At 68.8% G+C, this 24,044-nt stretch carries 16 protein-coding genes; 11 read left to right on the forward strand and 5 right to left on the reverse strand.

Annotated features, from left to right (window positions below; translation table 11 throughout):
* The first annotated feature begins 244 nt into the window (after nt 1–244).
* Entirely contained in the window at nt 245–1,027 is a 783-nt protein-coding gene (locus tag VT85_RS18075; protein ID WP_068418452.1) for an MBL fold metallo-hydrolase, read from the forward strand.
* Between the two features lie 55 nt (nt 1,028–1,082).
* On the opposite strand, the gene VT85_RS18080 is transcribed toward VT85_RS18075, so the two are convergent.
* The 4 genes from VT85_RS18080 to VT85_RS18095 form a co-directional block, all read right to left on the reverse strand.
* Nucleotides 1,083–1,841 (reverse strand): hypothetical protein, encoded by a 759-nt coding sequence (locus VT85_RS18080; protein ID WP_156512940.1) that lies wholly within the window; start codon nt 1,839–1,841, stop codon nt 1,083–1,085.
* A gap of 5 nt (nt 1,842–1,846) precedes the next feature.
* Nucleotides 1,847–4,855, reverse strand: coding sequence for an FG-GAP-like repeat-containing protein (locus tag VT85_RS18085; protein ID WP_082858707.1), 3,009 nt, complete (start codon nt 4,853–4,855; stop codon nt 1,847–1,849).
* 135 nt (nt 4,856–4,990) lie between these two features.
* On the reverse strand, nt 4,991–5,224 hold the full coding sequence (locus tag VT85_RS18090) for a hypothetical protein (protein WP_068418458.1): 234 nt from the start codon (nt 5,222–5,224) through the stop codon (nt 4,991–4,993).
* Between the two features lie 139 nt (nt 5,225–5,363).
* Entirely contained in the window at nt 5,364–6,470 is a 1,107-nt protein-coding gene (locus VT85_RS18095) for a DUF1559 domain-containing protein (RefSeq protein WP_068418461.1), read from the reverse strand.
* 709 nt (nt 6,471–7,179) lie between these two features.
* Here VT85_RS18095 and VT85_RS18100 point away from each other — a divergent pair.
* Together VT85_RS18100 and VT85_RS18105 are read left to right on the forward strand one after the other, a co-directional pair.
* Nucleotides 7,180–9,513: a DUF1592 domain-containing protein gene (locus VT85_RS18100; protein WP_068418463.1), complete on the forward strand. Its 2,334-nt coding sequence runs from the start codon at nt 7,180–7,182 to the stop codon at nt 9,511–9,513.
* A 55-nt stretch (nt 9,514–9,568) separates the two neighbouring features.
* A complete protein-coding gene (locus VT85_RS18105; RefSeq protein ID WP_068418466.1) occupies nt 9,569–10,909 on the forward strand; it encodes a DUF1552 domain-containing protein in 1,341 nt (446 codons plus the stop codon).
* Nucleotides 10,910–10,946: 37 nt separating this feature from the next.
* Here VT85_RS18105 and VT85_RS18110 read toward each other — a convergent pair whose 3' ends face one another.
* The gene (locus VT85_RS18110) at nt 10,947–12,761 is read right to left on the reverse strand and encodes a MutS-related protein (RefSeq protein ID WP_082858708.1); all 1,815 of its coding nucleotides are present in this window, start codon (nt 12,759–12,761) and stop codon (nt 10,947–10,949) included.
* Nucleotides 12,762–12,992: 231 nt separating this feature from the next.
* Between VT85_RS18110 and VT85_RS18115 the strand changes: the two genes are divergently transcribed.
* The 8 genes from VT85_RS18115 (at nt 12,993) to VT85_RS18150 (ending at nt 23,836) form a co-directional block, all read left to right on the forward strand.
* Entirely contained in the window at nt 12,993–13,634 is a 642-nt protein-coding gene (locus tag VT85_RS18115) for a hypothetical protein (protein WP_068418468.1), read from the forward strand.
* A gap of 1 nt (nt 13,635) precedes the next feature.
* On the forward strand, nt 13,636–13,875 hold the full coding sequence (locus VT85_RS18120) for a hypothetical protein (protein ID WP_068418472.1): 240 nt from the start codon (nt 13,636–13,638) through the stop codon (nt 13,873–13,875).
* On the forward strand, nt 13,872–17,864 hold the full coding sequence (locus VT85_RS18125) for an FtsK/SpoIIIE domain-containing protein (protein WP_068418476.1): 3,993 nt from the start codon (nt 13,872–13,874) through the stop codon (nt 17,862–17,864). The genes VT85_RS18120 and VT85_RS18125 overlap by 4 nt, the downstream gene beginning before the upstream one ends.
* Before the next feature lie 120 nt (nt 17,865–17,984).
* The gene (gene gcvT / locus VT85_RS18130) at nt 17,985–19,088 is read left to right on the forward strand and encodes a glycine cleavage system aminomethyltransferase GcvT (RefSeq protein ID WP_068418478.1); all 1,104 of its coding nucleotides are present in this window, start codon (nt 17,985–17,987) and stop codon (nt 19,086–19,088) included.
* A gap of 59 nt (nt 19,089–19,147) precedes the next feature.
* Nucleotides 19,148–19,534: a glycine cleavage system protein GcvH gene (gene gcvH / locus VT85_RS18135; RefSeq protein WP_068418481.1), complete on the forward strand. Its 387-nt coding sequence runs from the start codon at nt 19,148–19,150 to the stop codon at nt 19,532–19,534.
* A gap of 57 nt (nt 19,535–19,591) precedes the next feature.
* Complete coding sequence (gene gcvPA, locus VT85_RS18140; RefSeq protein WP_068418484.1) at nt 19,592–20,944, forward strand: aminomethyl-transferring glycine dehydrogenase subunit GcvPA; 1,353 nt, start codon at nt 19,592–19,594, stop codon at nt 20,942–20,944.
* Nucleotides 20,945–21,003: 59 nt separating this feature from the next.
* Nucleotides 21,004–22,464 (forward strand): aminomethyl-transferring glycine dehydrogenase subunit GcvPB, encoded by a 1,461-nt coding sequence (gcvPB, locus tag VT85_RS18145; protein ID WP_068418488.1) that lies wholly within the window; start codon nt 21,004–21,006, stop codon nt 22,462–22,464.
* A 40-nt stretch (nt 22,465–22,504) separates the two neighbouring features.
* The gene (locus tag VT85_RS18150) at nt 22,505–23,836 is read left to right on the forward strand and encodes a type II secretion system F family protein (RefSeq protein WP_068418491.1); all 1,332 of its coding nucleotides are present in this window, start codon (nt 22,505–22,507) and stop codon (nt 23,834–23,836) included.
* The last annotated feature ends 208 nt before the right edge of the window (nt 23,837–24,044 follow it).

The raw sequence follows: 24,044 nt of genomic DNA on the forward strand, positions 1-24,044 counted from the left end.
TCGCGCCACCACTCGCGACGGTCCCGGGCGCCATCCCGACCTTCGTCCCCGAGGCGAGCGGCCGGCTTCGCCTCGAAGACCGCGAGTGCTCCTCTCCGGCCAGGGTTGAGCCGGCCGCGAGTCCTTCCTAGAATCTAGTCGCACGTCGCGAGGGAGTTCCGTCCGCTCGGACGACGAGACCGTGCCGCCGACCACGATCGCCGATCCGGGGCCTCCGCCGGCCGCCTCAAATTGGATGCTTGCAATGACTGAGCGTCGCTACTTGTTCCCGAACGTCATCGAGATGAACTATCAAGCCCGGCGGAGGATGGGCGTCAACGTCTACCTCATCGACGGGGGAGACGAGTACATCCTCATCGACGTGGGCTTCCTGGAGGACGCCGTGAACGTCCTCCAGCTCATCAGGGAGCTGGGCTACAGTTTCTCGGCGTGCAAGATGATCGTCGCCACCCACGCCGACGTCGACCACACCCAGGGCCTCGCCCGGGCCCGCGACGTCCTCCGATGTCCGGTCGCCGCGCATCCCAAGAGCGTCGCCGCGATCGAGACGGGCGACGAGCTGTTCACCTTCGCCCGCATCGACGCCCAGGGGATCAGCATCCCCATGCCCAAGTGCAAGGTCGACGTCGAGCTTGACGAAGGGTCCAAGATCCAGGTGGGGGACCGCACGCTCGAAGTCTGGAGCACGCCGGGCCACGCGGCGGGCCAGCTCGCCTTCCGCATGGGGGACCTGCTCTTCTCGGGCGACAACATCTTCCGGGACGGCTGCGTCGGCGCCATCGACGCCCATCACGGATCGAACATCCCCGACTACATCGCCAGCCTCAAGCGGATCCGAGACTCCGACGCCAAGTTCCTCCTCCCCTCCCACGGGCCGATCTTCCGCAAGGACGTCGACCTGCTGAACCGGACCATCGACCGCCTGGAAGGGTATTCGCACATGTCCGACTTCGGCACCTGCGCCGTCGACTGGCCGCTCATGGACGCCTGGGAAGACGAGCTGCACCAGCCGAATCTCGAGTTCTGACGACGGCCGGGACCGGGGACGAGGCCCACGCTCGCGCGTCCCCGGCACCGCCCTCTCAGCGCCTCCCGTAGCCCACGATGACGCCGATCGCGGTGGACGCGGCGACCAGGATCGGCGAGACGAAGCGGGCGATCGCGGTGGCCGGCACCGGATCCGTGGTTCCGTCGATCGGGAACAACAGGCCGCCCAGGATCTGGAAGGCGATCGCGCCGAGCAGGCCCCCGACGGCCCCGCCGATCAGCGTCCGATTGCGACGGCCTCGCTGCTCGCCCGCCCCCGCCCCGAGCCCGAAGGCCAACCCGGCGGCGGCGCCGATCGCCGTCGCGATCGCCCCGTGCATGACCAGGGAGGGGATCAAATCGTCCTCGAAGGACGAGACGGCCCTGGCGTGGAGATTGACCGCCAGGAAAGTGGCCAGGCCCCCCGCGACGCCTCCCAGGACCGCGCCGGACAGGGCCGCCCTCATTCCGCTCTCGCTCCGGCGACGAACCACACCCCCCGCCACGCCCATCGCGAGACCGAGCAACGCTCCGAACGCCGCCGCGTTGCGGCTCGCCGTCGCGATCACGGCGGCTTGCTCGGTCGCCGGGGTCGTTCCCTCGTGCTTCTGCCCCATCGTGACCATCGGGACCTTCCTCGCCTCCACCCGGACGAGCCGCGACTCGCCGAGTCCCCAGGCGATCGAGCCGGCGACCAGGCCGGCGACGAGGGTCGCGAGCCAGGACGGCACGGTTCCGAGCGGGTTCCCGACGGCGGTGGCGGGCGAGACGGTCTCGCCGTCGGGCTCGGGGATTGAAGCCCCCAGATCGTTCATCGCGTTCATTCGGCTGCCTGACGTTCGAGAGGAATGGAGGGAGAGTCGGCCTTCGCGGCCTGGCGGCGCCAGGGTCCGGGGAGAGGGATCGGCGCGGGGTCGCCTTCGCGGAGTCGATAGCCTCGGTCGGCCTCCAACTTGGCGAATCGCTCGACGCGCCCCGAAGGCCAGCGGACCTCGACCTGGTCGACCTGGTCCGAGGCTCCCAGCCCGAAGTGCAGGCGAGGATCGGACGCGGACTGATAGCTCCCGCCGCCCGACCGCCAGCGGCGGAGGCGACGGCCCCCGGCCGTGACCGAGACCACCGCGCCGACGGCGTCGCGGTTCGACGCGGTCCCTTCAAGTTCGAGCGTCAAGGATCGGCCTGATTCCGCCAGGTTGTGGAAATAACCGAGCGGCGACTTCTGCGCCAGCACCACGAGGTCGACGCGGCCGTCGTTGTCGAGGTCGCATGTCGCGAGGCCGCGAGAGACGCGGGGGATGCTCCAGGGGGCCCCCGAACTCTCGGTCACGTCGACGAGGCGGCCGTCGGGGCCGCCGAGCAGGAGCATGGTGGGCATTTGGTACGGGTAGTCGGGACGGTCGTCGTTGACGTGCCCGTTGGCGGTGGCGACGTCCAGTCGGCCGTCGTTGTCGGCGTCGAGGAGGCAGATGCCGAATCCCAGCATGTATCGGCTGGGTCCCGCCAGGCCCAGGAGGCCGCCGTGATCGCCGAACGCCCCGTCCCCGAGGTTCCGGAAACAGGTCGTCGACTCGCCGTAGAAGTTGGTCACGAAAAGGTCGAGGCGGCCGTCGCCGTCGATGTCGCCGCAGGCGGTCCCCATCCCGGCCTGGAACGCTCCGCCCGCATTGCAGGCGACCCCGCTGACGAGTCCCATCTCCTCGAATTTCATGCCGCCGAGGTTGCGCCAGAGGTAGTTCGCGGTGGTGTCGTTGGCGACGAAGAGGTCGACGAGCCCGTCGTCGTCCACGTCGGCCGCGAGGACGCCGAGCCCCCGGCCCTCGACGTCGACGATTCCGGCCTCGGCGGTCACGTCGACGAATCGAGATCCGTCGTTGCGATAGAGGCGGTCGGGCAAGGCGGCGAAGGGTCGCGGCGTGCAGTAGTTGTACCGCTGGCCGGGATCGGAGAGTTCGCTGGTTTTCGCCACAGTGACCCGGGGGCAGAGCGTGGGATCGTCCGCGTCCCACACCAGATAGTGGCAGACGTAGAGGTCGAGGTCGCCGTCGTTGTCGAGGTCGGCGAAGGCGGCCGAGGTCGGCCAGTCGCGATCGCCGTCGAGGCCGAGTTCGGCGGTCGCGTCGGCGAACGTCCCGTCGCCGCGGTTCCGGTAGAGGGCGTAGGACCGCCATCGCGTCACGAAGAGGTCCGGGCGGCCGTCGTTGTCGATGTCGCCCACGGTGACGCCGTGCCCGAAGCCGCGGGCCATGTCCGCGATCCCCGAGATGGCAGTCGCGTCCTCGAAGCTCCCGTCCCCGCGATTCCGGAACAGCCGATCCCCCTCGTAGGGTCGCGAGGGGTCCGCCGGGAAAGCCCCCCCCTGCACGACGTACACGTCCATCCAGCCGTCGCCGTCATAGTCGAGGAGCGCGACGCCGCCGGCGGTCGTCTCCGGGATCTGGCGTTTCGGCGAACGGCCATTGTCGAACTCGAACCGCAGCCCGACGGTTTCGGCGTCGTCGCGGAACAGCGGCGGGACGATGTCGGTCGTCGCCGGCTTCCTCGCGGGGTTCGCGGCCGATCCGACCGACTCGGCCTCGTCCGACGCGAGGGCCTGGGCGAGCGTGACTCCCGGCGAGGGGGACTCGCGCGAGACCGGCTCGCGCAGTCGGGCCAGCGCCTCGCGGGCGGAGGGGTCGGTCGGCACGAAGGCCGCCCGGAGGGTCCACCACCCCCGAGCCTCGAACTTCCGACCGATCGTCTCCGCGAGACCGGCCAGCTCGGTGAACCGCGCCGGCGCGATCTTTTCGTCGATCAGCAGGCGGTAGCGGTCCTTGGCGGCGTCGCAGGTCGCCTTGCGGACGCGAAGCTCGCGCGACCTCTCGACCTCGCCCGACTCCGCCGCGAGCACGGCCAGCCGATCGAGGGCCCCCGCGTCGCTGGGGGCGACCGCGATGAGCCGTTCGAGGACCGCTCGCTCCGCGGCGCCGTCCCCCTCGCGTTTCGCCAGCCAGGCCCGGACGCCCAGCGCCTTTTCGACGGTGAATCGATCGGCCCGAAGATGGGCGAGGCAGAGGCGGAACGCCTCCAGATCCTCCTCGACCCGCGCGAGTTCCAGTCGGGCTCGCCAGACGGCCTGATCCTCCGGCCTGGCCTCCAGGCAACGCTCCAGCTTGGCCTTCGCTTCCGCGAGGCGGCCGGTCTGCAAGGCCAGATCGGCCTGGGCCAGCCAGACGCGGTCGTCGCCGGGGCTCAGCGCCGCCGCTCGCTCGACCTCGTTTCGGACGGCCTCAAACAGGGTCGGCGCATTCTCCCCTTTCCAGTGGTCGACCAGATCGCCCGTCGGATCGGTCGTGTTCCGCCAGTTCTCTTCGATCAGGCCGAGGACCTCTTCGCGTCGGCCCTGCCAGAAGTAGAGCTCCGAGAGGGTCCGGCGCACCTCGTCGCGATCCGCAGGGGCGGCGGCCCCGTCGAGCATCGCCTCGAGGAGCGCCTCCGCTTCGCTGAACCGTCCCATGTCGCCGACCAGCGTCCTCGCGCGTGCCAGAGACGCCTTGCCCCACCACTCGTTGCCGGGCGAGACCCCCGCCCACGCCGCCAGGGATGCCTCGGGACGACCCACGGCGTGCTCGCAGACCCCGAGCCGATAGGCGACCTCGGGGTCGCTCGGTCGTGACGATCGAAGGCCGAGGAGCCGCTCGCGAGCCTCGGGAAATCGCTGGGCCTCCATCAAGAGTCGAGACTGCTCCAGGGATGTCGCGAACCGCCATTGCGCGACGGCCCACGATCCGAACCCCGAGGCCGCCAGCACCGCGACGGCCAGCCAGACGATGCGTCGCCGCCTTCGATTCATGGATGCAACCCTCAACCGCAGGATGCCGAAAGGGCTCGACGGCCCGATCCCCGGCCAGGCCGAGGCTCGGATCATCGAGCCCTGCGTCGAGGATCCCGCACGCACCCGCCGGGGCCGGACGGAATCCGAACCAGTTCACTCGGAGGGCGCGGGGGCCGACTCGGCGGGCTTCGGGGCGCCCTTGCCGGCCGACCTCATGTTCTTCTTGTCCATGCCCGTGTTGGCGGCCCGCATCATGTCGGCGGTCTTCTTGGTGAAGTCCTCGTTGACCTGTTCGGGCGGCGTCGAGGCGTTCGGCTGGTCTTCGCCGCAGCCTCCGGCGAAACACGCCATCGCCCCGCCCACGATCAAGAATCCGAATCGTCGCATGCCATCCCTTCCTTTCCGTCTCGAGACGCATTCCGGGCTCGTCGAGGATCGCCCGAGGATGATCGCCATGCCCGCGTTCCCCAGGCCGCCGCCCGAACGGCGAGCGGCCCGGGACCGGGCGTTTCAGATTTTCGTCACATCAAAATGCGTCGGAGCTGATAATCTCGCCCTGGTTGCGGGTGCCGACCCCCCACCAGATCTGCGGGGCGATGGAATCCTTCACGAACTTGACGGAGCCGTCGACCATCGCGACGTTCACCCCGCCCGGGTGGTTGCTCGTGGCCGTGATCGCGTCGTTGAACCCGCCGGGGGCGCCGCCCCAGGAGTTGGCAGCGACGCACGACAGCGTGTTCGGCGTCATCAGGTGGCCGTAGGCGTTGAAATGGAGGGTGCCGGCGTGACTGCCGTTCCAGCAGGCCCCCGACCACTGGGTGGGGTTGGTCGGCGCGGTGGTGGACGGCATGGCCTTGCAGGCGTTGTAGAACGCCAGGGCGTCCGCCGCGCCGGTCGCCGTGTCCCAGCCGAGGCTAGCGGTCGACTGGAACGAGACGCGCTTGCCGTTGCTCGAGCCCGGGAGGGCCCCGCCCACATACCCCGCCAGGCCGATCAGCTTCTCACTGACCAGGGCGGTGTTGCTCGTCCCGTCGGTGAAGCCCTCGAACCCGACCGTCCCCATGTTCGCCGTGGTGACGGCGTTCGTGTAGCCGGGACGGTCGCCCGGATCGCCTCGGAAGGGGACGAAGGCGCCGCTCCACGACGCCATCGAGCACGGACCGCCGAAGTTGGCGTGATAGTTGGTCCAGGTCGACGAGATCCAGCCGCCCGCCTTGAGGCTCTCCGACGGGCAGACGAAGCCATTGACCTTCGTCGTGCTGAGGGTATTGACGTTCGGGCCGGCGTACGCCCCGAAGGAGAAATTCGCGGAGTTGTAGAGCGCCTGCTGCTCCATGAACCCCAGGAGGTGGACCATCCAGCCGAGCGGCCAGGGGCCTCCATCCTCGCTCGGGCCGTTGGGCGCGGTCCCGAAGTTGCCGAAGAGCGGCGGCAGGGCGTTCGTGGCCGAGTGGTAGTTGTGGGTCGCCAGCCCGAGTTGTTTCAGGTTGTTCACGCACTGCGACCGGCGGGCCGCCTCACGCGCCGACTGGACGGCCGGCAGCAGGAGCGCGATCAACACGGCGATGATGGCGATGACCACCAAGAGCTCGATCAGCGTGAAGGCGCGATGACGCAGGGATCTTGTTCTCATTGAGACACCCCCTCGTCCGCAGGGTTCCTGCAGCGAGTAATCGAAAATGACGGGGAAGAAGCACGACCGAGACAGGTGACAGGTGGACCGAAATGCAACGGACCGAGGCCGACCCCGACTGCGAATTGGGCGAGAGCCCATCGCGAATCCGGGGCGCCCCCTCGACGGTATGGGCCGATCGAGCACGACCTCTGCGGCAGGTGTTCTATTCAGTTCGCCGGTTCAGACCGACACATCCGTCGAAGGGATTCCGATGCGGCCCCGAGCATAGACACGTCCCCGAAGAATCGGCAAGACAATTCAGTCGCATCCAGGAATTTTACTTTGTCCTAATTCATTAACATGACGCCCTTTGCGCCCGATCGACGCCAGCCGAACACGCATGTTCGCATCAATCAGAACAAGCCTATTTCGTCCTCTCTCGGCCCTAATTTCAGCCCGACCAAGGTCGGAGTGTTCGACTCCGAGAGGAGCTTGGGGTGCTTCCCCTTCCCGCCTTGGAAGGGTGAGCGTGCCTGGCCGCGATCGCGGGCAGGTCGCCCTTCGGGCCGATCGCGATCGGTCCCCGCCCGCTCTCCTGTTCTTAAATTCCTGCAAGACGCCAAGATATCGATTGGAGGAATCGGCCTTCTCTGTTAAACTTTAGTGCAACCTCAGATGATCATGCGCCCGCACGCCCGCCTCGACGCCCCGCCCGTTCGGAGAAGCCATGATGCTTACGACTAGGATGTCGCGAATCCTGGCCGCCGCCCTCGCCTACACCCTCGCGATCATGCCGGCCCGGGCCCAGGATCCCGCCGAGGCGCCTCCCGAGCCCATCCAGGCCCTGTTCACGAAATACTGCCTCTCGTGCCACCAGGGGGAGAAGTCCGAGGGGGGCGTCGATCTCGTCAAGCTCATGGCGAAGGGTCCTCCGGCGTCGAATCGCAAGCCCTGGAACCGGGTGAAAGAGAACGTCGAAGGGGGCACGATGCCGCCGGAAGACCATCCCCAGCCGCCCGAGGATCTGGTGAACGCCCTGGCGTCGTGGGTCGACGCCGAGATGAAGAAGCTCGATTGCGGCGTGGCGGTCGATCCCGGGCGGGTGACCATTCGACGGCTCAACCGGGCCGAGTACAACAACACGATCCGCGACCTGACGGGGGTCGATTTCGAGCCCGCCGAGGATTTCCCCTCGGACGACGTCGGCTACGGATTCGACAACATCGGCGACGTCCTCAGCCTTCCGCCGATCCTGATGGAGAAATACCTGGCTGCGGCCGAGACCATCGCGGCGCGGGCGATCGTCGCCGGGGGGGCTTCGACCCTTCCGACGAAGACCTACGAGGGTCCCGACCTGGACGACTCCGGCGGGGTCTCCGCCCAGGACGACGGCCGCCTGCTGGGGACCAACGGCGAGATCGTCGTGGCCCACGCGTTCCCCAGAGACGCTTCCTACGTCGTCCGCGTCCGCGCCTTCGCCCAGCAGGCCGGCGACGCGCCCGCCCGGATGGCGGTCAAGATCGACGGCAAGCCGCTCCGCAGCTTCGACGTGAAGGCCGTCGAAGGGCAGCCGGGGACGTATGAGGTGGAGCAGAAGCTGCGGGGCGGACGAAGGCGGATCGCCGCGGAATTCCTGAACGACTACTGGGAGCCCGGGAATCCCGACCCGGCCAAACGCGACCGCAACCTGATCGTCCAGAGCATCGAGATCGAGGGCCCGCAAGACGTCGCCGGCGCCCCGCTCCCCCCCAGCCACAAGCTGGTCGTCTTCCGAACCCCGACGAAGCCCGAGGAATTCTTCGACGCCACCACCGAGGTCCTGGAGCGCTTCCTCAGGAGGGCCTATCGCCGTCCCGTCACCGGCGGCGAGGTCGCCAAGCTGGTCAGGCTGGCCGAGCTGGCCCGCGAGAACGGCGAGAGCTACGAGCAGGGAATCCAACTCGCCGTGCAGGCGGTCCTGGCGTCTCCCCAGTTCCTGTTCCGGGTCGAGCTCTACCGCCCGAAGCGGGACGCCAAGGGGAAGCCGATCGCCTCGCCCGGCGGGACGCCTCTGAACGACTTCGAGGTCGCCTCGCGGCTCTCCTACTTCCTCTGGAGCAGCATGCCGGACGACGAGCTGTCCAAGCTCGCCCTGGACGGGAAGCTGCACGACGAGGCCGTCCTTGAGGAGCAGGTGCGGCGGATGATCCGCGACCCGAAGTCGCAGGCGTTCGTGGAGAACTTCGCCGGCCAGTGGTTGCAGCTCCGCAACCTGAAGTCCGTGAATCCCGACCCCGAACAGTTCAAGACCTTCGACGAGCCGCTCCGCGAGGCCATGCAGAAGGAGAGCGAGCTGTTCTTCGCCTCGGTCCTCCGCGACGGCCGGAGCCTCCTCGACTTCATCGACTGCGACTACACCTTCCTGAACGAGCGACTCGCTGACCACTACGGCGTGCCGGGCGTCAAGGGCCCGGAGTTCCGCAAGGTCAAGCTTGAGGGAGGCGAGCGCGGCGGGCTCATCACCCAGGCCAGCGTGCTGACCGTGACGTCCAACCCCTCGCGGACCTCGCCGGTCAAGCGGGGCAAATGGGTGCTGGAACAGATCCTCGGCACGCCCCCCCCGCCCGCCCCGCCCGAGGTGCCGCAGCTCGCCGACGACTCCAACGGGCCGCTCGTCGGCACGCTCCGACAGCGGATGGAGCAGCACCGCTCGAACCCGAGCTGCGCCTCGTGCCACGCGCGACTGGACCCGCCGGGCTTCGGGCTGGAGAATTACGACGCCGTGGGCGCCTGGCGCGACAAGGACGGCGGCCTGCCGATCGACGCCTCCGCCCAGCTCCCCTCCGGCGAGTCCTTCCAGGGACCGGCCGAGTTGAAGAAGATCCTCAAGGGCCGAAAGGCCGAGTTCGTCCGCTGCCTGGGCGAGAAGATGCTCACCTACGCGCTAGGTCGGGGGCTCGAAGATCCCGACGCCTGCACCGTCGAAGACCTCGTCAAGACCGTCTCCGCCGACCAGTACCGGCTCTCCCGCATGGTGCTGGAAATCGTGAAGAGCGACCCTTTCCTGAAGCGAGGGGGCTGAGCGGGCCGGACGGGCCCGCGATTCTCCCACGCTTCGGCAATGAAGGAGCCGAGATATGAGCCGATCCAAGATTACCAGGCGAGCCGTCCTCCGAGGCGCCGGCGCGGCCGTCGCCCTGCCGTGGATGGAAGCCATGGCGAGCGCTGCCGACCTGGCCGGCTCCACCCCGGCCGGTCCCCGCCGCATGGCCTTCTTCTACGTCCCCAACGGCGTCCATATGAAGGACTGGAAGCCCGAGGGGGACGGGCGCGACTACACCCTTCCCTGGATCCTCGAGCCCCTGAACCCGCTGAAGGACGACACCCTGGTCCTCACCGGGCTGGCCCAGCACAACGCCAAGGCCCTCGGCGACGGCCCCGGCGACCACGCCCGGTCGCTCTCGTGCTTCCTCACGGGGGTCCATCCGGTCAAGACGGACGGGGCCAACATCAAGGCCGGCGTCTCGGTCGACCAGGTGGCCGCGCAGCAGATCGGCTCGGCCACGCGGCTCCCCTCGCTGGAGTTGGGCGTCGAGCGCGGCGGCCAGTCGGGCAACTGCGACTCGGGCTACAGCTGCGCCTACTCCTCGAACATCTCCTGGCGGTCGCCGACCACCCCGACCTCCAAGGAGATCAACCCCCGCCTGGTCTTCGACCGCCTGTTCGGCGGCCGGGGCAAGACCGGCTCCGAGGCCGACCGCCGCAAGCGGAGCCTCTACGAGCGCAGCCTCCTCGACTTCGTCCTCGAAGACGCCCAGGCGCTTCGCAACCGCATCGGCGTGAACGACCGTCGCAAGCTCGACGAGTACCTGACCGCCGTCCGCGAGGTCGAGCAGCGGATCGCTCGCGCCGACGCCTCCGACGACAAGGGCTTCGACGTCGGCTCCGCCCGTCCGGCCGGCGTGCCCAAGGATTACGCCGAGCACGTCCGGCTGATGTTCGACCTCATCGTCCTGGCCTTCCAGACCGACTCGACGCGGATCTGCACCTTCATGTACGCCAACGAGGGGAGCAGCCGGCCCTACCCGTTCCTGGAGATCCCCGAAGGACACCACGATCTCTCGCACCACGGCAACGACCCGAAGAAGCACGAGAAGATCCGCAAGATCAACCGCTTCCACATCGAAGAGTTCGCCCGGATGCTCCAGCGGCTCAAGGAGACTCGCGAGGGGGACCGGTCGATCCTCGACAACTCGATGATCGTCTACGGCAGCGGCATCTCCGACGGCGACCGTCACAATCACGACGACCTGCCCGTGCTCATGGTCGGGAAGGGGGGCGGAACGATCGAGACCGGCCGCCACGTCGTCTACCCCTCGCAGCCGCTGAACAACCTCTACCTGTCGATGCTCGACCGGATGGACGTCCCCTGCGAGCGCCTCGGCGACAGCACGGGACGCCTGGAGCGGCTCGCCTGATCGGTGAATCGCGAGGCCGTCGGGGCGGGAGCGTCGATCAGACGTCCAGCCCCACGGCCCGCATCAGCTCCAGGGCGTTCGAGTGCTGCACGACGCCCGGGTGGATGCGATAGTCGAACCGCATGACGCCGTCCTCGAAGTGATCCTCGAAGTGGACGTTGAGCGTCCCGCTCCCGAGGCCGGCGACGATCTCCGCCAGCGCCAGGTCGTGGGTGGTGACCAGCCCGATCGCCCCGCGTTCCAGCAGCCCCCGGATCACCGCCTCCGCGCCCACGCGGCGGTCGTGCGAATTCGTCCCGCTGAACAGCTCGTCGAGCAAGAACAGCAGCGGCAGCGGCCCGCGCGACACGTCGACGATCTGCCGCACGCGGGTGATCTCGGCGTAGAACCGCGACCGACCGGCCTGGAGCGAATCCTGGACCCGGAGCGTCGCCCCCACCGCCAGCGCCGAGAGGCGCAACCGGTCGGCGCGAACCGGGGCGCCCGCCAGGGCCATGACGGTCGACACGCCGATAGCGCGCAGCAGCGTGCTCTTCCCCGACATGTTCGACCCGCTGACGACCATGGCCGTCACGCCGCCCAGGCCCAGCGCGAGGTCGTTCGTCACGCACTCGCGACGGGGGATCAACGGGTGCCCCAGACCCTCGGCCTCGAAAGACGCCGCACCGGCGACCACCTCCGGGAACACGTCGTCGGGATTCTCGGCCGAATAGGCCGCCAGCGCCGAGAGGGCCTCGAAATCGCCCACCGAGGCCAGCCAACCGGCGATCCGCGGCCCGTTCTCGGCCCGCCACGCGTCGATCTTCATCGCGAGCTGCGTCTTCCAGAGCAGCACCAGCGCGAATGGCAGGAAGAACTGGTTGTCGCGCGTGTCCAACAGGTGCAACAGCTTCCCCAGCTTGCGAATGCGCTCGGAAGCGGGACGGCCCCCGGTCTCAAGCGCCTCGCGCAACGACCGGAGCAGCGGACGATCCAGGGGCTCGCGCTCCAGGCGGTCGAGCAGCCCCGAGAGCACGATCAAGTCATGGGCTCGCTCGTCGACGCCGTCGAGCACCGTGTCGACGCGTCGGGAGAGCCAGAGGCCGAATGCCGCCTCGATCGCCAGGACGAGAAGGAGCGCCAGGAAGAACCCCGGCGTCTGGAACCAGAAATAGCCGATCACGGACGTCGCGCCGAGTCCGGCGAGCAGCGCGGCGACGACGCGAAGCGCGGGCGAACAGAAGACGCGTGACGATTCCCCCCACGCGGCTAGCGCGGCCGGGTCGATCCCGGCGCGGACATCGGCCCCGAGCAATTCGAGGTCTTCGCGGAGGTCGAGTCGCGGCCGGAGTTCCAGGACAGCCTCATGCCGGGTCGCGACGACTTCGGGAGTCGCCGGGGCGAGCAGCCAGGCGGCCAGCGCGTCCTCCCCGGCCTTCGTCCTCGCCGTGCAAAGCCGCTCGAACAGCGAGCCGACGCCGAAAAGGTCGAGGTCGGCCGCATAGGGATGATCCAGGTCGAGGAAATTCGAGCCATCGACCCCCGTGCCGGCCCAGCGGTCCTCCATCCGGGCGATCCCCCGCTTGTAGAACTCGATGGTCCGCGCCGCGTGGACCGCCCGGCGGCGGATCGGCTCGTGCGCCATCAGGACCGCCGCAAAGGCCGCGACCGGCAGGACCAGCCACCAGGCTGAAGGCCCCCCCGCCTGGTATCGGTAGGCCGCAAACGCCAGGCCCAGCGCGAAGACGATCAGGCGGAGGTCGGCGACGCGGGCGTCGAGCCGGTTCCAGCGGGCGGCGGCTTGCTCGTGAAGCTCCAGCCGGCGGGCGTACTCCGCGCGGAGGTCGGGGGAGACGTCGGATCGTTCGGTCATGATGGATGTCGTCGCCGGAGGGGAGAAAATGCCAAGGACCAAACGTAGCCGATCGCCCGCGTCGGCTCAAGCCGCCCACGCTCGCGACCCGACGCGCCGACGGTTTCCGGCGGGTGCCGCATCCCCAACCGCCCGGCGATCGAATAGAATGGCGACCGACCCGTCGGCGCGATCCTTTCGGGATCCGGCCGCCTCGCGGGGAAACAGGCGATGGCGCGAGCGAGGAACGCCATGAGCAGCCAGGCTGAAGTCCATTCCGTCGAGGCCCTGCGCGACTTCCGCGCCGCGCTGGCGCTTTACGGCGAGGACGTCCTGGCGGCCCTCGGCGCAGCCGACGCCGAGATCCGCCGCACCGTCCAGTGGCTCCAGCAAGACCGTCCGTTCTACTGGCAGGAGCAGATCAAACGCCGGCGCGACCGGGTCGCCGCGGCCAGGGCCGACCTCTTCCGGCTCAAGCTCCAGAAGACTCCCGAGCACCACCCCTCGCTCGCCGAGCCCAAGGAACGACTGAGGCAGGCCGAGGCCGCCCTCCAGGACGCCGAGAAGCGACTCCTCGCCGTCCGCAAATGGCAGCCCGCGCTCCAGCAAGCCGCGCTGGAATACCACGCCAGCGTCCAGCGGCTGAAAGACCTCGCGGCGGCCGACGTCCCTCGCGCCATGGGCCTACTCGCGCGGATCGTCGAGGCGCTTGAAGCTTATCTTCGGATCCAGCCGCCGGAGGGGTCTCCGTCGACGACCACGGAGGCGGCGGGCGGCGGCGTCGCTCGGCTCACCCCGGCGTTCCAGGCCGTCGCACGCGAGATCCTGGAAAAGGATGAGCCGGCCGACGACGAGCCCCCGACCGACCCTCAACTCCCCGAGGAGGACCCCTGAGGTGGCGAACGCGAAGATCCTCGCCGGATCGACCCGGCTCAAGCAGACGATTCGCATCCTCAACGATCACTGGATGCTCACCGAGGCGACCTGGGGCGACGACGTCCGCCGCCGTTTCGAGGAGCAACACCTCGCCCCGCTCGCCCCGGCCGTCGATGCGGCGGTCGTCGGCCTCCAGAAGCTCGCCGACGTGCTCGACAAGGTCCGCCGCGACTGCTCCGATCGGAGTGAACTCTCGTGACTCCCCCGTCCTCGCTGAGAGTCCCGGGCGCTCGTCCCGACGGCGACGCCCCCGAACCCGATCCGGCCGACGCTTCCATTCCGACCGCCGCGGCCGACCTCCTCCGCGCCCAGCGCGACGCCGTGCGCTCGCTCATCGCCACGGTCGCCGAACGCGCCCAGGGCGAGGCCGCGATCGAGCGCACGCGCCAAACGCGGGAGGCCGAGGCCGACTCGGAGTTTCGACTCAAGAAGGAAGCCCTGACCCGACGCGTCGCCCAGCTTGAGAAGGACGCGGCCGTCGCCGACGAGCTGCGTCGTCGGGAAGTCGACGAGGCGGCGGCGTCGGGGGAGGCTCGGGCGAAGAACGATTTCGCGATGGGGAGCCGTCGGATCGCCGCCGAGTTCGACGCTCTCCGCCAGACCGCGAAGTCCAAGCTGACGCGCGACAAATCCGACGCGATCGGCGGTCACGACTCCGGTCAAAAGGTCGCTGCCAAGGAGCACGCCCTCGCCACCAAGCCGCTGCAGGACGCGCTCGCGATCCTCGATTCGTATCGCGAACGGCTCGCCGTCGTCGCCGCCGATTTCCGCAAGTTCGACCTCGATCCCGAGTTCCCGCACGCCACTCGCGAGTCGTACGACAAGTTCGCGGAGCCGGTCGACGAGGTGTTCGAACGGCTCTCCCGCATGGGGCCGCCGCTGAAGCTCCTCGAACGCTTGATCATCCCCCGTTCCATGAAAGGGGCGAACGAGGCCTGGGTCTACATCATCACCGCCCTGATCGGCGGCGGCGTCGGCCTGGCGTTCGGCGCGGATTTGAGCGTCACGGCGATCCTGGCGGGCGTCGGCCTGGCGCTCGGTCTCGCGATTCGGATGAAGCTCGTCGAATTGTCCAAGCAGCAGCTCGATCGGTTGTACAAGCCGCTGATGCAATCGGCGTCCGACGCGGCCGGGCTGGCCGACCACGCCAAGGCCCGGATCGACGGCCGATTCCAGGAGTCGCTCAGGACCCTCGACGCGCGACGCGAGAAGGACCTGGAGCAGGCCAAGGAGGCCCACACCCTGACCATCGCCCAGGGCGAGGCCGACCGCGACGAGCGGCTCCGCCAGATCAACGAGGTCTACGCCCGCAAGCTCCGCGAGAATTCCGAGGAACGCGACGCTCGCGCGAGGGAGGCGGTCGAAACCCACGCGCGCAAGATCGCCGATCTGAAGGCCAAGAGCGAGGCCGGGGCGATCCAGCTCGAAGAGGGCCACCGCACGATCAAGGCGCAGGCCCTCGCGGTGTTCGAGAGCGACCGCAGGGCGACGGCCGCCCGCTGGCGCGCCGCCGTCTCGGAGGCCGCCGCCGTGCTGGACGACGTGGCCCGACGCGCGGAAGGATTCGGCCTCTCCTGGGACGCCGACGACTGGGCCGACCGCGCCCTCCCTCGCGAGATCCCGCCGGCCATCCGGTTCGGGACCGTCGCGCTGGACCTCGGGTCGCTTCCGGGAGGGCTCCCGGCCGACCCGAAGCTGATGGAAGGGTTGCCGGATTTTTTCCAACTCCCGGCGCTCCGTCCTTTCCCGGCCTCCGCCAACTTGCTCGTCGAGACGCCGGCCGAGGGCCGGGCCGCCGCGTCGACGGCGATCCAGGCGGCCATGCTCCGTCTCCTCACCGGGCTCCCGCCGGGCATGGTCCGATTCACGATCGTCGATCCCATCGGGCTCGGTCGCGGCTTCGGCGCGTTCATGCACCTGGCCGATTTCGACGAGGCCCTGGTGAACCGACAGGTCTGGACCGACGCCCGCCAGATCGAGGAGCGCCTGGCCGACCTGGAAGCCCACATGGAGCTGGTCACGCAGAGGTATCTGCGGAACGAATACGCGTCGATCGAGGAGTACAACGCAGCGGCCGGCGAGGTCGCAGAGCCCTACCGCGTCCTCGTCGTGGTCGACTATCCGACGAAGTTCGACGAGAAGGCGGCCTCGCGGCTGGCGTCGATCGTCGCCGGCGGCCCCCCGTGCGGCGTGCTCACCCTGATCGCCGTCGACGAAGGCCGCGAATTCCCCACCGGCTGCCGACTCGCCGACCTTCGACCGTACGGCTCCCGGCTGGTCTGGAAAGATGGAACGCTCGCCTGGGACGACCCCGAACTGGGCGGCTTCCCCTTCATCCCCGACGCGCCTCCGGTCGGCGAGACGGCCACGCGGCTGATCCAGCGCATCGGCGAGGCCGCGAAGGCCGCCAAGCGGGTCGAGGTGCCGTTCGAGTTCATCGCCCCCGCCCCGGAGTCGTGGTGGACCTTCGACAGCCGCGCGGGGCTCGACGTGCCGCTGGGCAAGGCGGCCGCCTCCAAGCGCCAGCATCTGGCCCTCGGCAAGGGGACGTCGCAGCACGTCCTGATCGCCGGTCGCACCGGATCGGGCAAGTCGACGTTGATGCACGCGATGATCGTCAACCTGGCGCTCGCGTACAGCCCGGACGAGATCGACCTCTACCTGATCGACTTCAAGAAGGGCGTGGAGTTCAAGGTCTACGCCTCGCACGGCCTCCCCCACGCCAGCGTCGTCGCGATCGAGAGCGAGCGCGAGTTCGGCGTCAGCGTGCTGAACCGGCTCGACGCCGAGTTGAAGATCCGGGCCGATCGGTTCCGCGCCGCGGGAGTCCAGGACGTCCAGGGATTCCGGAACCTCCCCGATTCGCCCCCCCTGCCCCGCATCCTGCTGGTGGTCGACGAGTTCCAGGAGTTCTTCGTCGAGGAGGACAAGCTGGCGCAGGAGGCGGCGGGCGTCCTGGACCGTCTGGTCCGCCAGGGCCGCGCCTTCGGCATTCATGCGATCCTGGGCTCGCAGAGCCTGGGGGGGGCGTTCACGCTCGCCCGCAGCACGCTCGGCCAGATGGCCGTGCGGATCGCGCTGCAGTGCTCCGACGTCGACTCGCACCTGATCCTCTCCGAGAACAACCCCGCCGCCAAGGCGCTCTCGCGGCCCGGCGAGGCGATCTACAACGACGCCAACGGCTCGCCCGAGGGGAACCACGTCTTCCAGGTCGTCTGGCTCGGCGAGGATCGTCGCGAGGATTACCTAGATCAGATCCGCGCCCTCAGCGACCGGCGACCTCCCGCGCTCGCCCGCGCGCCGATCGTCTTCGAGGGGGACGCGCAGGCTGATCTCGCGACCAACCCCCTACTCCTGGAACGACTGGGGGAGGCGGCCTGGCCCGACTCCCCCCGCTCGGCCAAGGCCTGGCTCGGCGATCCGGTCGCGATCAAGGAGCCGACGGCGGCCCTCTTCCGTCGCCAGGGGGGCAACCACCTCCTGATCGTCGGCCAGAACGAGGAGGCCGCGATCGGGGTGACGGCCGCGGCGCTCGCGAGCCTGGCGGCGCAGTTCCCGCCGGCCCGCGAGCCGAACGTCCGCGAAGGGGCCGAATTCCGGCTCCTGGACGGGACCCCGGAGGATTCCGAGCACGCCGAGACCCTGCGACGCACGGCCGAGGCCCTCCCCCACAAGGTGCGAGTCGGGGGCTGGCGCGAGGCCTCGGCGATCGTCGCCGAGGTCGGCGCCGAGTTGAAGCGCCGGCGGGAGCCCGTCGCGGCCGACGGCCCCGAGCTGTTCCTCCTGATTCACGACCTGCCCCGATTCCGCGACCTCCGCCGCCGCGAGGACGACTTCCATTTCGGCGAACGCGAGGACGAGACGCCCGCCGACCTGATCGACCTGATCCTCCGCGAAGGCCCCGGCCACGGCGTGCACCTGATCGCCTGGTGCGACACCGTGAACAACCTCAACCGCTGCTTCTCGCTCCAGCAACTCCGCGAGTTCGGCATGCGCGTCGTCTTCCAGATGAGCACGACCGATTCGGGCCACCTGCTCGACAGCCCCGCCGCCGCCAGGCTCGGCCCCAACCGCGCGCTTTACTCCAGCGAGGAGCACAACCAGCTCGAGAAATTCCGGCCGTATCGCCCGATCGACGCCGAATTCCTGTCGACTCTCCACGCCCGGCTGTCCGGAAGAATCCCGTGATCCCCGCCGGCGAATCGGCCGGACCTTTCGGTTCGGTTGTCGTCCCGACCCGGTACGGATACAATCCACAATTCCCGTTGTAAAGTCATGAGTTTGGGGCTTTCGCCCGGAGCGTCGTTGATGTCCGACCCGACCCCGTTGAAAACTCCCCTCTTCGACTGGCACCAGGCCAACGGCGGCCGAATGGTCGACTTCGCGGGATGGTCCATGCCCGTGCAGTACACGAGCATCGTCGAGGAACACCAGGCCGTCCGTCGCGGCGTGGGCCTGTTCGACGTCAGCCACATGGGGCGGCTGGCGTTCGAAGGGGCCAAGGCGCTCGACTGGATCAACCTCGTCGCCACCAACGACGCGTCCAAGCTCGAACCGGGACGGATCCAGTACAGCCTGCTGGCCAACGACCTCGGCGGGCTGATCGACGACATCCTCGTCTACCGCGTGGACAAGAACTATTCCGTCGTCTGCAACGCATCGAACCGCGAGAAGGTCGTCGCCCGGTTCGAGGAACACCACGAGGGCTTCAAGGCCTCGATGACGGACAGGACGATCCTGACCGCCATGATCGCGGTGCAGGGCCCGAAGGCCGTCGAGCTGGTCAGCCCCCTCTTCAGCAAGCCCCTCGACGCACTCAAGTATTATCACGTGGTCGAGGGCAAGGTCCTCGACGGCGTCGACGCCGTCGTCAGCCGCACGGGCTACACGGGCGAGGATGGCTTCGAGCTGATCGTCCCCGCCGCGCAGGCGGTCAAGGTGTGGGTCGGGCTGATGGAGGCGGGCGGTCCGCTCGGCGTCGCCCCCTGCGGCCTCGGGGCCCGCGACACGCTGCGGTTCGAGGCCGGGATGCCCCTGTACGGCCACGAGCTGTCCGAGACGACCGACCCGTTCTCCGCCGGTGTGGGCTGGGCCGTCAAGCTCGAGAAGGGGGACTTCGTCGGCGCCGAAGCGCTCAAGCAGCAGGCGAAGAGTCCGGCCACCATCCGGGTCGGCCTGAAGCTGGAAGGGAAGCGGATCGCCCGGCAGGGGTCGACGGTTTCCTCGGGCGAGCGGACGCTGGGCGTGGTAACCTCCGGAAGCTTCGCCCCGACGTTGCAGACCAGCCTCGCGATGGCGTCGATCGACCCCGACTTCGCGGCGCCGGGCACGAAGGTCGTGATCGACGTCCGCGGCAAGCCCGAGCCGGCCGAGGTCGTCCCGCTCCCCTTCTACAAGCGGCCACGAAGCTGAGCAGTCCCGTCGCCGTCGTCTTCCGCATGCGTCCCCCAGAAGGCTCAAGGACCCGATCCATGGACCCCAAGAACCTCCGCTACGCCCCCACCCACGAATGGGTCGACCTCGACGGGGGCCAGGCCGTCGTGGGCCTCTCCAAGTTCGCCGTCGACCAGCTCACCGACCTGCTCACGATCGAGCTGCCGAAGGTGGGAGACCGACTGACCGCCGGCAAGAGCTTCGGCGAGGTCGAGAGCGTCAAGTCGGTCAACGACCTCTACGCTCCCGTGGGGGGCGAGGTCGTCGAGGTGAATCAGGCCCTGATCGACGACGTCCAGATCCTTTCCGAGGACCCGTTCTCCAAGGGCTGGCTGGTCAAGATCAAGGTGGATGACCCGGCCGACGCCGACAAGCTCCTGGACCACGACGCCTATCAGGCCAAGATCGCCCAGGACGATCACTGATCGCGAGCCGTCCGAGGCCCCTCCGCGCCGAATCGCGTTCATCATATCGGGAATACAATGGCTTATATCGCTAACACGCCCGAGGACGTCCGCGTCATGCTGGGCGCGATCGGCCTCGACTCGCTCGATCAACTGTTCGACATGGTCCCGCCGGAGTACCGACTCGACCGTCCGCTCCAGATCCCCCCCGCGATGGCCGAGCTGGAGCTGACCCGCCACGTCGAGGGCCTGCTCGCGCGCAACGAGGGCGCGGACCGCCGCGTCTGCTTCCTCGGCGGCGGCAGCTACGACCACTTCATCCCGGCCGTCGTCGACAACCTGGCGTCTCGCGGCGAGTTCTACACCGCCTACACCCCGTATCAGCCGGAAGCCAGCCAGGGGACGCTCCAGGCGACGTTCGAGTACCAGACGCTCATCACCAAGCTGACGGGCATGGACGTCTCCAACGCCAGCCTCTACGACGGCGGCTCGGCCGTGGCCGAGGCCGTCCTCATGGCCGTGGCCACCAACCGGCGCAACCGTCGGGTCGTGGTCGCCGGCAGCGTCCATCCCGAGCATCGCAAGATCCTGGAGACCTACCTCGAACACCTGGAGCCCGAGGTCGTCACGGTCCCGACCGTCGACGGCGGGGTCGATCCCCGGGCGTTCGCGGAGGCGATCACGCCGGACACGGCGGCCGTCGTCATCCAGCACCCCAATTTCTTCGGGCGACTCGAAGACGTGCGGACGCTCGTCGACGCCGCCCACGCCCACGGTGCGACCGCCGTCGTCAGCGTCGACCCGATCTCGCTGGGCCTGCTCCAGCGCCCCGACGCCTACGGGGCCGACGTGGTGGTCGCCGAGGGCCAGGGCCTCGGCAACCCGATGTCGTTCGGCGGGCCGTACCTCGGCATCCTCGCCTGCCGTCAGGACTATCTCCGCAAGCTGCCCGGACGGATCGTGGGCCAGACCACCGACCGCAACGGCAAACGCTCATGGGTCCTCACCCTCCAGACCCGTGAGCAACACATCCGCCGCGAGAAGGCGACCTCCAACATCTGCACCAACCAGGCGCTTCTGGCGCTCCGGTCGAGCATCTACCTGGCCGCGATGGGCCCGCGCGGGCTCCGCGAGGCCGCCGAGTCGAGCACCCGCAAGGCCCACTACGCCGCCGAGGTCCTCTCGAAGGTCGACGGGCTGTCGCCGGCCTTCCCCGGCCCCTTCTTCAAGGAGTTCGCGATCCGCTGCTCCAAGGACACCAAGGCCGTCCTGGAGAAGGTCGGCGAGGCCGGTTTCCACGGCGGCGTCCGGCTGGGACGGTGGTATCCCGAACTGGCCGACCACATCCTGATCGCCGTGACCGAGAAGCGGACCAGGGCGGAGATCGACGGCCTGGCCGAGGCCTATCGCACGGCCCTCGCCTCGCTCTGAGGCCGCGACGACGGACCTGGGGCCGCGACCGACACTCATTCTCGAAATCAAGCTTATCCATGTATAAACTCGATCTCCCCCCCCTCCTGTTCGAGTCGAGCCGCCCCGGCCGGAGCACCGCGATCCTCCCTCCGTCCGACGTGCCGGCCGTCCCGCTCGATCAGTTGATCCCCGCGGACCAGCTCCAGACTTCGCCGCCGTCGCTCCCCGAGCTGAGCGAGCTCGACGTCGTTCGCCACTACACGAACCTCTCGGCGCTCAACATGTCGATCGACGGGAACTTCTACCCGCTCGGCTCGTGCACGATGAAGTACAACCCCAAGCGCAACGAGCGGCTGGCTTCGCTGCCCGGCCTGGGGGCCCAACATCCCTACCAGGAAGACTCGACGCTCCAGGGGATGCTCGCCATCCTCCACGGGCTCCAGGAAGACCTGGCCGAGATCGCCGGGCTCGACGCCGTCAGCCTCCAGCCGGCCGCCGGCGCCCAGGGGGAGCTGACGGCCCTCCTCGTCGCCGCGGCCTACTTCCGCGACCAGGAGCCGGGCCGCAAGCGGACCCAGGTCCTGATCCCGGACAGCGCGCACGGCACGAACGCGGCCTCGGCGCATCTCGCCGGCTTCGAGACCGTCACCGTGAAGAGCGACGGCCGCGGGCTCGTCGACCTGAACGACTTCAAGGCCAAGCTGACCGACGACGTCGCCGTGTTCATGATCACGAACCCGAACACCGTCGGCCTGTTCGACCCCCAGATCGGCGAGATCGCCGGCCTGCTCCACGATCGAGGCGCGTTCCTCTACCTCGACGGCGCGAACATGAACGCCATCCTCGGCGTGGTCCGCCCCGGCGACATGGGCGTCGACCTGATGCACTACAACCCCCACAAGACCTTCTCCGGCCCCCACGGCGGCGGCGGCCCCGGCGCGGGTCCGATCGCCGTCCGGGCCAAGCTCGCCAAATACCTCCCCTCCCCCACGGTGGCCCGTCGCGAGGACGGCTCCTTCTTCCTCGACGACGACCATCCGCATTCGATCGGCCGGATCCGAGCGTTCTTCGGCAACACGGGCGTCCTGTTCCGGGCCTACTGCTACATCCGCAGCCAGGGGCCCGACGGGCTGAAGCGGGTGGCGCAGCACGCGGTCCTGAACGCGAACTACCTGCTGAGCCTCGTCCACGACGTCTACCCCGTCCCGTGCGGGAATCGCTGCATGCACGAGTTCGTCGCGTCTTGCCGCTCGCTCGCGAGAGACCGAGGAATTCGCGCCATGGACGTCGGCAAGCGGCTGATCGATTACAATTTCCACGCGCCCACGGTCTACTTCCCGCTCATCGTGTCGGAAGCCCTGATGATCGAGCCGACCGAGACGGAGAGCCGCGACACGCTCGAAGCGTTCGCCAAGGCGCTCCGGGCGATCGCGACGGAAGACGCCGACATGTTGCGAGACGCCCCCTTCACCACGCCGGTCAGCCGGCTCGACGAGGTCAAGGCCGCCAAGACGCCCGTCCTGCGCTGGACCCCCTGATCCGTCCGCCGACCCGAGCTTCGGATCGCCGAGCCCCATCATGAGCCACGTCCCCGACGACCTCGATCCGAACGAGCCCCGAAGACCCCGGCCCAAACGGGACGCCGATCCGGGGGGCGGACCGACCGGGAGCCCCCCCGAGCACCCTCCTCGCGCGGGCTACGGCGACTCCGTCTTCCGGCCCAGTCCCGGCGTGGGAGGCCCCTCGCCTTCGCCCTCGCGGCCGGGACCGGCTCGAAAGTCCGGCAAGGCCGCCGACGGGACGCTCAGGCAAGAGGCCGTCGCGCCGGGGCCCAAGTGGTACGAACGCATCCTCTTCGGCCGCGTCAGCTCCGGTCAACTCGCGCAGTTCTGTCGCCAGTTCGCGTCCTACCTCAACGCCGGAGTGGACTACGACCGATCGCTCGTCAGCCTGGGACGCCAGTTCCAGCGCACGGCCTTCGGACCGGTCCTGGAGCGTATGCGTCTCCGGATCAAGGCCGGATCGACCCTGGAAGAGGCCACGGCACCCGAGAAGGCGGTCTTCGGCTCAGTCTTCCAGAGCATGATCCGCGTGGCCGAGGCGCGCGGAGGCGTCCCCGAGACCCTCCGCATGCTCAGCCAGAGCTACGAATCCCGCCAGCGGATGATCCGCCAGGCGCGATCGGCCATGATCTACCCGCTGATCGTCCTCTTCATGGCCTCGTCCATCGCCTGCCTGATGGCGATCTTCATCCTCCCGATGTTCGCCTCGCTGCTGGCGGACATCAGCAAGAAAGCCCAGCTCCCCTGGGCGAGCCGCGGGCTGCTCGCGTTCAGCGGATTCGTCTCCTCGGGAGGCTGGTGGATCCTCCCACTTCTGCTCTTCGGGGTGCCGTTCGCCCTGCTCCAGTGGTACAAGACGCCACTCGGCAGGAGCATCCTGGACCGGATCCTGCTCCGGATCCCCGTGCTGGGCTCGATTTTCCGAAAGCTCGACGTCAGCCGTTTCGCCCGCACGCTTTCCAGCCTCCTCGACGCGGGGGTGGACGTCGGAAGCTCGATCGAGCTGACCGCCCAGGCGTTGTCCATGACCCCGATGCGCGAGGCCGTCGAATCCACGAAGCTGAAGGTCTTGGAAGGACGGGAGTTGAGCGTCGCGCTGGCGCCGACCCGGCAGTTCGGCCCGGACGTCATCGCCATCCTGGAATCGGGCGAGGAGACGGGTAGGCTCCCCGAGACCCTGAACCACCTCGCGGACGAGTACGAGGAGCAGGCAGCCCACATGGTCAAGAACCTCGGCCAGCTCATCCAGCCGCTGCTCATCCTGATCCTCGCCGGGTTCGTCCTGTTCATCATCCTGGCCGTCTTCCTCCCTTACATCCAGCTCATCACGTCGCTGGCCGGGGGATGACGCCGGATCGGCCCCACCGTCTCGAAGGTGGTGGGCCGACTTCAGCCGTGTGATCGCAAGGCTCCGGACCCTGGACCTGGCCGTCTGGACACCGCCGCCTGCTTGATCCAGGCGTGTCGAGCCCAGGATCCCGTCGCGAGGAATCGCGCCGGGCTTCGGGCTCCGTCGCGCGGAGATGCCTCAACTCTTCTTCGAAAAGAAAAGAGGC

This window comes from Planctomyces sp. SH-PL62, from assembly GCF_001610895.1.
In the GTDB taxonomy this organism is placed as follows: Bacteria; Planctomycetota; Planctomycetia; order Isosphaerales; family Isosphaeraceae; genus Paludisphaera.